Here is a 12,418-nt window from a genome sequence, read left to right as displayed (position 1 = left end):
AACATGAATATGTTATTAAAACTGACCCAATTCGTAAGTAAAACCTTTGCGATCTGGGTGGTGGTTTTTGCGTTTATTTCAGCTCAATTTCCGGAAACTTTTAAGCAGTTCGTGCCATGGATTCCCTATTTACTTGGTATTGTTATGCTAGGTATGGGCTTAACTTTAACCTTTAAAGATTTCGCAGAGGTAACTAAGAACCCTAAAGCGGCAATTATTGGTGTTATTGCTCAATTTGTTGTTATGCCGAGTATTGCTTTCTTATTGGCAAAAGCGTTTCAATTACCGCCTGATTTAGCGATAGGAGTCATTCTTGTCGGATCTTGCCCTGGCGGTACGTCATCAAACGTAATGACTTATTTGGCAAGAGGAAATACTGCATTATCTGTGGCATGTACTACGGTTTCAACTTTGTTAGCACCGGTATTAACACCGGCAATTTTCTATTTATTTGCAAGTGAATGGTTAGAAATTGATGCGGGTGCAATGTTTATTTCTGTGTTAAAAATGGTACTGCTCCCTATTTTTGTTGGAGTTGTTATTCGTTCTATCTTTAAGCAAAAAGTTGAACAGTTTAGTCAAACTATGCCGCTAATTTCGGTGGTTGCAATCATTTTAATTGTTACAGCAGTTGTATCAGTCAGTAAAGATCGTATTATTGAATCCGGCTTATTGATTTTCTTTGTGGTAGTATTGCATAACGGTTTAGGCTATTTAATTGGTTATATTGTAAGTCGTGTATTAAAATTGCCGATTGCAGACAGTAAAGCAATTGCGATTGAAGTCGGTATGCAAAATTCCGGTTTAGGTGCTGCGTTAGCCGCATTACACTTTAAAGCAAATCCTGTGGTCGCTGTACCAAGTGCCGTATTTAGTTTCTGGCACAATATTTCAGGTCCGGTCTTAGCGATGATTTTCTCTTCAATTAAAAACGATAAATAATCGCTCATTTCAGTACAGAAAAAAACGGTCGAGATTTACAAGTTTTGAGTAAATCTCGACCGCTTATCTTTAGCAGAAATAAAACTAGAAGGGTCTTCTTCGCATTTCCGCACTGACTTTTTCTCCATCCGCTCGTTGGGCTGTGATTACTTGTTCCCCTTCATTTAGACCGCTAATAATTTCAGTATGTTGACTATCAGCGAGTCCCAGTTCAACTTTTTTCTCAATAGGTTGATTGTCTTCTAAAATATTAACAAAGGCTTCTTTACCTTTTTTCTTGATTGCTGAGGTTGAAACAACTAATACATTTTCTCGCTTAGCAATATTAACTTGTCCTTGTACAGTCATACCAATACGTAAACGTTGTTCACTATTATCAATCAGTGAATTAGCATAGTAGTAAATCGCCTCGGTATTACCGGATTTTTCAATATATTTATTGGAAGCGTGATCATCACTTAATGTGGTTAACGCTGGATCAACACTATCAATTTTGCTGTGATGCGAATGATTCGGTTCAGATAAGGTTGTAAAGCTAATCATTTGACCGGCTTTAACCTGTGCAATATCGCCTTCTGAAATTTCGAGTTTAACTAACATCTTAGTTAAGTCGGCAACGTGTACAATCGTTGGCGAAGTTTGATTTGAATTGACTGTTTGCCCGACAGAAACCGGAATGGATACGACAGTTCCGTCCATCGGCGAGATAATTTGGGTATAATTCAAATTCGTTTTCGCATCGTTTACCGAAATCTGTGCCGATTTTATTTGGGCTTTTACATTATCCACAGTCGCTTTGGCTGAGGCTAATGTATTTTTAGCCGTTTCTAATTCCGTTTCGGAAGTGCTTTGCTGTTTATAAAGTTTACTTAAGCGATTGAAATTAGATTGTGCCACCTCAAGTGCAACTTGTGCTGATTTGAGTTGTGCTTGATAAGATGCCAATGTTGCTTCAGCCGTACTTAAACTGTTACTTTGATTACTTGAATCAATTTCAGCCAGTAGATCGCCTTTTTTAACCTGTTGTCCTAGTGTGACATAAAGATTAATAATTTTTCCTGATACCTGTGCCCCGACTTCAGTCCGTTTACTCGCTCGAACTGAACCGCTGGCTAAGACATTTTTATCTATAGTGCTGCGAGTTACCGGCTCGGTAATATAATATACTTGCTCACTTTCATTATTACCGACAAAATAGAAATAACCTGCCGCAACAATCCCAGCAAGCACTAATCCTGTCATTAAAGGTTTTAATTTCATCTGTTTCCCGACTAAAAGTTATAAAGAATAAGCGGTCTATTCAGACAATTTTTTTGCAAAATTGTTCTAAAATACGACCGCTTGTTTTGTGTTATTTTTCAATTAAATAATGCCGAATATCGCTCTGATATAGCTCGCTACCGCTTCGTGTTTATTATATCCAATGATCTCATTATGCGGTAATGCTTGGATTAAACGAGGATCGGCATTGCCCATTAAACAACCTTTCCCAACACGAGATAACATTTCCACATCATTCATACCATCGCCGAATGCGATGCAGTCTTCTAACCCGTAGCCTCTTAATTGCACTAATTCTGCTAAGGCATTTCCTTTTGAAACGGCTTTATTCATCACTTCCAAGCAGAGTAATGCAGAATATGTCATATAAACACGATCTGCGAAATTCGTTTTTATATATTGCTCAATCGGTACAAGATCTTCAGCAGTTTTTCCAATAAAAAAGATCTTTTCCACTTGTTTGGTATGATGCTGACTGAAATCAACCACCTGATAAGAATAGCCGGAATCTTTATGATATTTTTTTAACTGTTCAATATCGGTATTGATAAACCATTTATCACCTTGATAGCTATTTAAACACACTCGGCTATTGTCAAACGGCATATTCATTAATTGTAATGCGATATCTTCCGGAAGATGATGACTTAAGACTTGTTCTCCGGATAGGAAATTAGCTCTCGCACCGTTAGAGGTAATTAACATCGCATCATTAACATCTACTTTTCGGATGATATGTTTAACATCAGGATAATTTCGACCAGTAGCAAAAATAATATCAACGCCTTTTTGTGAGAGTTTTTGGAGCGTTTCAATCGTAAATTGGCCGATTTTATGGTCTGCATTTAGAAGTGTACCGTCAAGATCGGAAACAATAGCTCGAAATGGAAGCGTCATACATAATCCTTATTAACTCATTTATATTACGTTAAAGGCTAACAAATTTACTGTCGTTCTTCAAAAGAAATAGTCTATTTTTCATATTGTAATCAAAAAATTGTTTAAAAAATCATAAAATAAACAAAAAGTAGAAGGCTTTGTTTTTCCTAAAAAGTGATAGGATTTATTTGGAAGAATAAAAATAAAGCAGTTTAAATTGCTAATTAATTTAGTTAATAAAGAATTAATCACTATTTTATGATGGTGATTTCTCAAGAAAACGTTTGCATATAGTGAAAAATTCTATTGACTTCACTCTATTTGAAGTTAATATGGGTTCCACTTTCGAATAACAATGCAAACATAAACACACACAACACAATGGAAAAACGACTTTCTCTCCGACTTCTTCTGTTATCGCATTTTGTGCGAGGATAAAGATCGTTTGGAGTGAAATCGTTCACTATCCACACTTTACCCGCACAATGATGCGGGTTTTTTTATTCTTTTTCTTATCCTTGGGCGATAATAAAGTGTTAATGTTTAAATGTACCATTCAAATCATTTTATAAGAACAAAGTGTTAAGCACTTAACAGGAGATCCTATGAATAACAACATTATTATTTTTGATACAACATTACGTGATGGCGAACAGGCACTTAAAGCAAGTTTAACCGTAAAAGAAAAGCTCCAAATAGCATTAGCGTTAGAACGTTTAGGTGTTGATGTGATGGAAGTAGGATTTCCGGTTTCATCGGCTGGTGATTTTGAATCGGTAAAAACTATTGCACAACATATTAAAAACAGCCGTGTTTGTGCCTTATCTCGTGCAGTCGATAAAGATATTGATGTTGCAGCAGAAGCGTTAAAAGTCGCAGAAGCATTCCGTATTCATACGTTTATTGCAAGTTCTGCGATTCACGTTGAATCTAAATTAAAACGCTCATTTGATGATGTAGTTGAAATGGCGGTACATGCAGTAAAACGTGCAAGAAGTTATACCGATGATGTGGAGTTTTCCTGTGAAGATGCCGGACGTACAGGGATCGATAACATTTGCCGTATTGTCGAAGCAGCAATTAATGCCGGTGCAACCACGGTAAATATTCCGGATACGGTGGGTTACTGCTTGCCATATCAGTATGGAGATATTATTGCGAATGTGATGAATCGAGTCCCCAATATTGATAAAGCGGTGGTTTCGGTGCATTGCCATAACGATTTGGGTATGGCGACTGCAAATTCACTTACGGCGGTATTAAACGGTGCAAGACAAATCGAATGTACCATTAACGGTATAGGCGAGCGTGCCGGTAACACAGCATTAGAAGAAGTGGTGATGGCAATCAAGACTCGCCAAGATATGTTTAACGGCAAAGATACTCGCATTAACACGCAAGAAATTCATCGTGTCAGCCAAATGGTCAGCCAATTATGTAATATGCCGATTCAGCCGAATAAAGCAATTGTCGGTTCAAATGCGTTTGCTCATTCATCTGGTATTCACCAAGATGGTATGGTTAAAAATAAAAATACCTATGAAATTATGTCTCCAGAAACCATCGGTTTGAAGAAAGAGAAACTTAATCTTACCGCTCGTTCAGGTCGTGCTGCCGTGAAAAATCATATGACTGAAATGGGATACCAAGAAAGCGATTATGATTTAGATAAACTGTATGAAGCTTTCTTAAAATTAGCGGATAAGAAAGGTCAAGTATTTGATTACGACTTAGAAGCACTTGCCTTTATTGATATGCAATCAGGCGATGAAGATAGATTACGTCTAGATGTGATTACATCACAAATGATTAGTGGTTTACCTGCGTCGGCCTTCGTTCAGGTTGAACTGGATGGTAAACGTGTCAGCCAAGTGTCAAATGGCGGTAATGGTCCGGTTGATGCAGTATATAACGCGATACTCAAAATTGTGGATATGGATATTAAAATGTCACATTATAATCTTACTGCAAAAGGAGAAGGGGCAGAAGCGCTTGGACAAGTGGATATTGTGGTAGAACACGAAGGACGCCGTTTCCATGGTGTTGGTTTGGCAACTGATATTGTTGAATCCTCAGCACGAGCATTAATTCACGCTATTAATGCGATTTATCGAGCACATAAAGTCGCGGATTTGAAAGCGAAAAAATAATTTATTTTGCATAAACATTTATATTAGCGGTCAGATTTTATGGAATTTTCGTAAAATTTCAGTAAAATCAGACCGCTTTCTTTTTGTAAGAATATTAAGTTGCCTGTCTTTTAAACGGGCAATATTTTTTTAACGTAAAAATTGAATTTTTACTCAGTTAAGCAGTCTAGCGTATTACGAATATTTGTAATATCCTGACTCGCTTATTATGAGCATATTTATAAATATTTTTAATTAATTTATTCTTTATCGGAACTTTTTATATTTATCGCATACTAACGAGATATAAAACGAGAAGAACATAAAGAATATGCGTACATAGGTTAGGAGAACGCAGATAGATGAGTGAGCAAATAGCCGATCAAGAATTGGTTGAGCGAGCCCAAAAAGGCGATAAAAAAGCATTTAATTTACTGGTTGTACGTTATCAAAATAGAGTAGCTGGATTGCTTACTCGTTACGTTTCCAGAGATGATATTCCAGACATCGTACAAGAATCCTTTATTAAAGCATATCGTTCATTAGAATCTTTTCGTGGTGAAAGTGCTTTTTATACGTGGCTTTATCGTATTGCGGTGAATACAGCTAAAAATCACCTAACCGCTTTAGGAAGACGACCTCCCAAAGAAGATATTTTGGCGGAAGATGCTGAAAGTTTTGATGTTGGTGTCCAGCTTCGTGAAAGTGATACACCAGAAAATATGGTGTTATCGGATGAATTAAAACGTGTCGTATTCGACACTATCGAGAATTTACCGGAAGAACTCAAGACGGCAATTACTTTGCGTGAGTTGGAAGGTTTAAGTTATGAAGAAATTGCAGAAGTAATGCAATGTCCTGTCGGTACGGTTCGTTCTCGTATTTTTAGGGCTAGAGAAGCGATTGATGCGAAAGTCAATCCACTTATGCAGCAGATTTAAGATTCAATCGGAGTTTATTATGCAACAAAAAGAAACCCTTTCCGCTTTTATGGACGGACATAAAGCTGATGATGAATTTATTGACGCTTTATGTGAAAGTCCTGAATTAAAGCAAAAATGGGCTAATTATCATGCGATTAAAAGTGTTTTACATGGTGATGAAATTATTTTAGGTAATGATTTCTCAGCAAAAATGGAAGCATTACTTGAAAATGAAGAGATTGAATCTTTATCTTCAAATAAATCGGAACAGTCCGTTCAGCCTAAAGGAATGTTACTAAAATTAAAACGTTGGAGCGTGCCACTTATGCAAGCTGGTATTGCTGCTTCCGTGTGTTTAGTTGCCGTTTTAGGTGTAAATTTTATGAATTCTAATTCTGAAACAGCTCAATTAGAACAACCAGTATTAAAAACTCAGCCATTTAGCGATTCTCTTCAGCCGGTAAGTTATAATGCTCCACGCCACGATGTAGCCTCAGCAGAACAATTAGAGAGCCAACAATATAAAATCAATACTTTATTACAGGCTCAACAATTTCAGCGTCAAGCAACTGTTGGTGCTGTGACGTTAACTGAAGAACAAAAAGTCAAGGCTCAAACATCATCAACTGATACAAAGTCAGAGTCAAATAAACACTAAAGAAAAGTTTATCGACTATAAAGAAAGCGGTAAGATTTAGCGAATTTTTTGTAAAAATTTGTTACAATCTTACCGCTTTTATTTTTATACAATAGCATAAGCATTTTACTATGCTATTTTTAGTTCCTGAGGGAATGTTTATGATGATCGAAACTGCAACAGTGATCAGATATCAAGATGGTATTGCTACCGTTCAATGTAGTGCTAAGAGTGCTTGTGGCTCTTGTGCAGCAAGGAATAGTTGCGGTACGAAGTCTTTATCGGCACTGACCGGAGAAAAATTTGTATCTTTGCTTGAGTTACCGGTAAATGAGCCGTTAAAAGTAGGCGACCAAATTCAAATAGGTTTATCAGAGCAGACCCTATTATTTAGTGTGTTTTGGATTTATTGTGTTCCTCTGTTTGTGTTAGTTATTTCAGCGATCGGTTTTTCTCAATTGATTTCAAACGAGTTATTAGTGACTGTTTTCGTGTTGATAAGTGTCGGAATAACTTTTTGGAGCATAAAAAAAATAATGAATAAAAAACAGGTAAATGAGTTTATTCCTGTATTTTTAAAACGGATTCAATAGGAAACGATATGGAAAAAATTTGGTTAGAAAATTATCCGGAAGGTTCACCACATACAATTAATGTTCAACCATATGATTCGTTAGTTGAGATGTTTGAATCAGCGGTGCGTAAACATCCGGATATTCCAGCTTATATTAACATGGGCAAAGTGTTGACATTTCGTAAGTTAGAAGAACGTAGCCGAGCTTTTGCCGCTTATTTACAAAATGAACTGCGTTTAGAAAAAGGTGATCGAATTGCGCTTATGATGCCGAATTTATTGCAGTATCCTATTGCATTATTTGGTGCTTTGAGAGCTGGATTAGTGGTTGTAAACGTTAATCCTCTTTATACTCCTCGAGAATTAGAACATCAATTAAATGACAGTGGTGCAAAGGCTATTGTTATTATCTCTAATTTTGCAGCAACATTGGAAAAAGTTGTATTTAATACCAGTGTAAAACACGTAATTCTTACCCGAATGGGCGATCAACTTTCATTTGGTAAGCGTACTTTGGTTAATTTTGTGGTGAAATATATCAAAAAATTAGTCCCTAAATATAAATTACCTCATGCCGTAAGTTTTCGTGAAGCACTCAGTATCGGTAAGCAACGTCAATATGTTAAGCCAATATTAGATCGTGATGACCTTGCGTTTTTACAATATACGGGGGGGACAACAGGCGTAGCGAAAGGTGCAATGTTGACCCATGGCAGTGTGATTGCAAATATCCAGCAGGCAAAATGGGTTGCTGAGCCTTTATTAAAAGAGGGAAAAGAACGTATTGCAGTGATTCCTTTACCGCTTTATCACGTTTTTGCTCTTTCGGTAAACTGCTTACTCTTTATTGAGATGGGGATCACGGGGCTTTTGATCACTAATCCTCGTGATATTCCTGGGTTTGTGAAAGAGTTAAAAAAATATCCGGTAGTAGCGTTGACAGGCGTAAATACATTATTTAATGCCTTATTAAATAATGAACATTTCAAAGAAGTTGATTTTTCAAATTTAAAATTAAGCGTCGGTGGCGGTGCGGCAATTCAATCTGCCGTGGCAAAACGTTGGCATGAATTAACCGATTGTCATATTATTGAAGGTTATGGGATGACAGAATGTTCGCCGCTGATTGCTGCAACACGTAGTGACTCGATAGAACATACAGGCTCGATAGGAGTACCTGTACCTAATACCGATATTCGTATTGTTGATGATGAAGGTAATGATGTTGCTATGGGTGAGAGAGGAGAACTTTGGGTCAAAGGTCCTCAAGTGATGAAAGGCTATTGGCAACGTCCGGAAGATACCGCAGAGGTGTTAAAAGACGGTTGGATGGCAACCGGTGATATCGTTGTCATGGGTGAAGATCTGAATTTACGTATTGTTGATCGTAAAAAAGATATGATCATTGTGTCCGGTTTCAATGTCTATCCGAATGAAATTGAAGATGTAGTTGCACATAATCCTAAAGTTAATGAAGTGGTTGCAATCGGTATACCAAGTAAATCATCGGGTGAGGCTATAAAAATCTTTGTGACGAAAAAGGATGAAAGTTTAACTCGTGAAGAATTACGCAATTATTGCCGTCAATACCTAACAGGCTATAAAATTCCACGTGAAATCGAATTTCGTGATGAATTACCGAAAAGTAATGTGGGTAAAATTCTGCGTCGAGTGCTAAGAGATGAAGAATTAGCAAAAGTGTAAAATGAATAGATTTTAGGAGAGGTGGAATGTTAAATTCTGCCAAAATAAAATAACGTGAGCATCAAAATGCCTTAGGAGCGATAAATGAAAATTGTAGAAGTGAAACACCCACTGGTAAAACATAAATTAGGCTTAATGCGTGCAGCGGATATTAATACCAAAGATTTCCGTGCATTAGCGACAGAAGTGGGAAGTTTATTAACATATGAAGCAACGACTGATCTTGAAACAGAATTAGTCGAAATTGACGGTTGGTGCGGTAAAGTTGAAGTTGAACGTATTAAAGGCAAAAAAGTAACGGTAGTACCTATTTTACGTGCCGGTTTAGGGATGATGGACGGTGTGTTGGAACATATTCCAAGTGCACGTATTAGTGTGGTAGGTATCTATCGTAATGAAGAAACGTTAGAACCAGTGCCTTATTTCACAAAATTAGCGAACGATGTAGAAGAGCGTTTAGCGATTATCGTTGATCCAATGTTAGCAACCGGTGGTTCAATGATTGCTACAATTGATTTATTGAAAAAAGCAGGCTGTAAACATATTAAAGTACTTGTACTTGTAGCGGCTCCAGAAGGGATTAAAGCATTAGAAGCTGCACATCCGGATATTGAGTTATTTACGGCTTCAATTGATAGTCATCTAAATGAACACGGCTATATTATTCCGGGATTAGGTGATGCCGGCGATAAGATTTTTGGTACGAAATAATTACCGATAAAATAAAAAAAACCTAAGAGCATATCTTAGGTTTTTTTATATCTACAAAGTGTGTGTTTGTATTGTGATAAGCGGTCTAATTTGCAAAATTTTTTACAGATTGAACCGCTTGTTTTACACTAAATATCTTCGTCAACAATTTCTTCTTGATTATCCACTGCAGGCGGATTGTCATACAACCAATTAGCTAAACGGGCATAATCTGCAATACTTAAATTTTCCGCACGTGCGTTTAAGTCGATATTGAGTGCTTCTAATTGCTCGGGACTAAATAAGGTTGAGAGTGCGTTACGCAATGTTTTACGGCGTTGGTTGAATGCTTGTGTAGTGACACGGTTTAACCAATACACATCTTTTACTGGATGCGGTAATACTTTATGCGGCATTAAACGTACCACCGCAGAATCAACCTTCGGTGCGGGTTTGAATGCGGTTGGCGGTACTTCCAATACCGGCATTACTTGACAATAATATTGTGCCATAATAGTTAAACGACCATATGCTTTACTATTTGGTGCCGCACATAAACGTTTTACCACTTCTTTTTGCAACATAAAGTGCATATCTTGAATCAAATCGTAGAATTTGAATAAATGAAACATTAATGGTGTTGAAATATTATACGGTAAGTTACCGAATACACGTACGCCTTCACCTTCTTTTAATTCAAGGCTTTCAAAATATTCACGGAAATTAAAGCGTAACGCATCTTGTTCAATAATCGTTAATTTATGATTTAAGAATGGATGGTGACGTAAACGTTCGGCTAGATCACGGTCTAGCTCAACCACCGTGAGTTTATCGACTTGTTCGGCTACTGGTTCAGTTAATGCACCTAAACCCGGTCCGATTTCAAGTAAAAATTGACCATTTTTAGGGTTAATTGCCGAAACAATGTTATGAATAACGTTCATATCATGTAAAAAGTTTTGACCGAAACGTTTGCGAGCGGTATGACCTAAATGTTTTTTTGAATTTTGATTACTCATTTTTACCCTTTTCAAATAAGCAAAGAACCCCGCAAGGAGCGAGGTTCTTAAGAAATAAGTTATTTTTATTTACCAACGTATTGGATATCAGCCGTTTTTCTTAACGCTTTTACCCAATCTTTTGCAGCTTCTTGAGCTTGTTTATCAACTAACTGTTCATACGCACGTTGATGATAAGCATCCTCAGTACGGTCTCCTTGCTGAGTCCCAGTAACTTTAAGAATATGCCATCCAAATTGAGATTTAAATGGTGCGGTAATTTGATTTTGTTTAGCAGTTTTAGCTGCTTTTGCAAATGCAGGATCATAAATATCTAAGAAATTATAGCCTAGATCGCCACCGTCCGCTGCAGAAAGATAATCAACCGAATATGTTTTCGCTGCTTCTTCAAAGGTTGTTTTACCTGATTTAATATCCGCAACGATTTTATTTAAGGTAGCTTTTGCTTGCGAGTCATTTAATACCGGAGAGGTTTTAATCAGAATATGGCTCACTCTATGCTGTGTGCCATTAACAGTTTTGAGCTTACCGTTAGCTTTATCTTTTGCAAGCATTTCTTTTGCTTTTGCTTGTACCGCTTGAGGGTCTACTTGGATAGACTTGCTGATACTGATATTACGCACTTGTTCCATTGCCATTTGTTGTGCGATTTGGTGGCGGTATTGCTCTAAAGTAATGCCTTGATAATCTAACGCATCTAGTAATTGACCGTAAGTAATACCATTACGAACAGCAATATCTTCAATGACTTGATCGACTTTAGCATAATTCACTTTTACACCGGCTTCTTTTACCGCTTTTTGAACTAAGATATCGTCAATGATTTGTTCTACGGCTGCTTTATGATTTGCTTCCGAGTTAGCTTTTTTCCCTAATGTGCGTTGGACTTGGCTTTCCATTATTGGTGCACCATTCACGAGTGCAACGACACGTTCTTCTACAGCACTGGCTGTTTGAGAAATACCAATAGCAGTAACCAATGCGATTAATAAAGATTTTGCCGAGATTAATTTCATTTATTATTTCCTATTAAAGGTTAAAGATAAGCTCTAAAAACACTTAGAGCTAAATTTCTTAAAAAGGTTCCGACACTTATTCATGATTGGCACGTATTAGAGCCACCTGATTTACATTATCATAGCATTGTGTCCGAACTTGAATCTTTTCATTTTTTGAAGTAGGAATATTTTTTCCGACGTAGTCAGCTCGAATCGGAAGCTCTCTATGACCTCTATCGACTAAAATCACAAGCTCTATACGAGTCGCTCGTCCAAAATCAAGTAGTGCATCAAGTGCTGCCCGAATAGTTCTACCAGTAAATAGTACATCGTCAATCAGGATAACATTTTTTCCGGTAATATCAATCTGATCTTCAACACCAGAATAGATTGGATCTTGATGTATCACATTGAGGTCATCTCGATAAAATGTAATGTCCAAAGCCATTAATGGTAGTTGTATTTGAACTAACTCATTAATTCTTTTTTGTAACATGTTTGCAATGTCAGCACCTCGACGTTTTATCCCGACTAACACCAAATTATCGAGTGAGGAATGTTTCTCAATAATTTGATGTGAGATGCGAGAGATAGTGCGTTGAAATTGTTCCGAGTCAATAATAATTTTTTCCATTATGGCTC

At 37.0% G+C, this 12,418-nt stretch carries 12 protein-coding genes; 7 read left to right on the top strand and 5 right to left on the bottom strand.

Features of this window, described 5'->3' with window-relative positions; genetic code table 11:
- Positions 1-3: 3 nt before the first annotated feature.
- Positions 4-942 (top strand): bile acid:sodium symporter family protein, encoded by a 939-nt coding sequence (locus NYR60_RS03320; protein WP_279467733.1) that lies wholly within the window; start codon positions 4-6, stop codon positions 940-942.
- Between the two features lie 84 nt (positions 943-1,026).
- On the opposite strand, the gene NYR60_RS03315 is transcribed toward NYR60_RS03320, so the two are convergent.
- Complete coding sequence (locus NYR60_RS03315; protein WP_279467732.1) at positions 1,027-2,202, bottom strand: efflux RND transporter periplasmic adaptor subunit; 1,176 nt, start codon at positions 2,200-2,202, stop codon at positions 1,027-1,029.
- Positions 2,203-2,304: 102 nt separating this feature from the next.
- The gene (locus NYR60_RS03310) at positions 2,305-3,120 is read right to left on the bottom strand and encodes a Cof-type HAD-IIB family hydrolase (protein ID WP_279467731.1); all 816 of its coding nucleotides are present in this window, start codon (positions 3,118-3,120) and stop codon (positions 2,305-2,307) included.
- A 587-nt stretch (positions 3,121-3,707) separates the two neighbouring features.
- Between NYR60_RS03310 and leuA the strand changes: the two genes are divergently transcribed.
- The 6 genes from leuA (at position 3,708) to upp (ending at position 9,780) form a co-directional block, all read left to right on the top strand.
- Positions 3,708-5,252, top strand: a complete 1,545-nt coding sequence (gene leuA, locus NYR60_RS03305; protein WP_279467730.1) for a 2-isopropylmalate synthase — start codon at positions 3,708-3,710, stop codon at positions 5,250-5,252.
- 341 nt (positions 5,253-5,593) lie between these two features.
- A complete protein-coding gene (rpoE, locus tag NYR60_RS03300; RefSeq protein ID WP_279467729.1) occupies positions 5,594-6,172 on the top strand; it encodes an RNA polymerase sigma factor RpoE in 579 nt (192 codons plus the stop codon).
- 19 nt (positions 6,173-6,191) lie between these two features.
- Positions 6,192-6,812 (top strand): sigma-E factor negative regulatory protein, encoded by a 621-nt coding sequence (locus NYR60_RS03295; protein WP_279467728.1) that lies wholly within the window; start codon positions 6,192-6,194, stop codon positions 6,810-6,812.
- Positions 6,813-6,952: 140 nt separating this feature from the next.
- Positions 6,953-7,384 (top strand): SoxR reducing system RseC family protein, encoded by a 432-nt coding sequence (locus NYR60_RS03290; protein WP_279467727.1) that lies wholly within the window; start codon positions 6,953-6,955, stop codon positions 7,382-7,384.
- An 8-nt stretch (positions 7,385-7,392) separates the two neighbouring features.
- Positions 7,393-9,069 carry a long-chain-fatty-acid--CoA ligase FadD gene (gene fadD / locus NYR60_RS03285; RefSeq protein WP_279467726.1) on the top strand — a complete coding sequence of 559 codons (1,677 nt, stop codon included), beginning with the start codon at positions 7,393-7,395 and terminating at the stop codon, positions 9,067-9,069.
- 84 nt (positions 9,070-9,153) lie between these two features.
- Positions 9,154-9,780, top strand: coding sequence for a uracil phosphoribosyltransferase (upp, locus tag NYR60_RS03280; protein ID WP_279467725.1), 627 nt, complete (start codon positions 9,154-9,156; stop codon positions 9,778-9,780).
- A 128-nt stretch (positions 9,781-9,908) separates the two neighbouring features.
- Here the strand turns inward: upp and rsmA are convergent, their stop codons facing one another.
- The 3 genes from rsmA to pyrR form a co-directional block, all read right to left on the bottom strand.
- The gene (gene rsmA / locus NYR60_RS03275) at positions 9,909-10,778 is read right to left on the bottom strand and encodes a 16S rRNA (adenine(1518)-N(6)/adenine(1519)-N(6))-dimethyltransferase RsmA (RefSeq protein WP_279467724.1); all 870 of its coding nucleotides are present in this window, start codon (positions 10,776-10,778) and stop codon (positions 9,909-9,911) included.
- Between the two features lie 65 nt (positions 10,779-10,843).
- A complete protein-coding gene (locus NYR60_RS03270; RefSeq protein WP_279467723.1) occupies positions 10,844-11,794 on the bottom strand; it encodes a peptidylprolyl isomerase in 951 nt (316 codons plus the stop codon).
- Between the two features lie 76 nt (positions 11,795-11,870).
- Positions 11,871-12,410, bottom strand: coding sequence for a bifunctional pyr operon transcriptional regulator/uracil phosphoribosyltransferase PyrR (gene pyrR, locus NYR60_RS03265; protein ID WP_279467722.1), 540 nt, complete (start codon positions 12,408-12,410; stop codon positions 11,871-11,873).
- Between the last annotated feature and the right edge of the window lie 8 nt (positions 12,411-12,418).

The organism is Actinobacillus genomosp. 2 (genome assembly GCF_029773605.1).
GTDB lineage: Bacteria > Pseudomonadota > Gammaproteobacteria > Enterobacterales > Pasteurellaceae > Actinobacillus.
Note: the sequence above shows the minus strand (reverse complement) of the source record. Positions and strands in the feature narration are given on the sequence as shown.

Bases quoted from the DNA above. Each gene is read 5' to 3' on its own strand.
- leuA (WP_279467730.1), top strand. From the start codon at position 3,708: ATGAATAACAACATTATTATTTTTGATACAACATTACGTGATGGCGAA.
- rpoE (WP_279467729.1), top strand. From the start codon at position 5,594: ATGAGTGAGCAAATAGCCGATCAAGAATTGGTTGAGCGAGCCCAAAAA.
- NYR60_RS03310 (WP_279467731.1), bottom strand. From the start codon at position 3,120: ATGACGCTTCCATTTCGAGCTATTGTTTCCGATCTTGACGGTACACTT.
- NYR60_RS03315 (WP_279467732.1), bottom strand. From the start codon at position 2,202: ATGAAATTAAAACCTTTAATGACAGGATTAGTGCTTGCTGGGATTGTT.
- NYR60_RS03320 (WP_279467733.1), top strand. From the start codon at position 4: ATGAATATGTTATTAAAACTGACCCAATTCGTAAGTAAAACCTTTGCG.
- upp (WP_279467725.1), top strand. From the start codon at position 9,154: ATGAAAATTGTAGAAGTGAAACACCCACTGGTAAAACATAAATTAGGC.
- NYR60_RS03270 (WP_279467723.1), bottom strand. From the start codon at position 11,794: ATGAAATTAATCTCGGCAAAATCTTTATTAATCGCATTGGTTACTGCT.
- rsmA (WP_279467724.1), bottom strand. From the start codon at position 10,778: ATGAGTAATCAAAATTCAAAAAAACATTTAGGTCATACCGCTCGCAAA.
- NYR60_RS03295 (WP_279467728.1), top strand. From the start codon at position 6,192: ATGCAACAAAAAGAAACCCTTTCCGCTTTTATGGACGGACATAAAGCT.
- NYR60_RS03290 (WP_279467727.1), top strand. From the start codon at position 6,953: ATGATGATCGAAACTGCAACAGTGATCAGATATCAAGATGGTATTGCT.
- pyrR (WP_279467722.1), bottom strand. From the start codon at position 12,410: ATGGAAAAAATTATTATTGACTCGGAACAATTTCAACGCACTATCTCT.
- fadD (WP_279467726.1), top strand. From the start codon at position 7,393: ATGGAAAAAATTTGGTTAGAAAATTATCCGGAAGGTTCACCACATACA.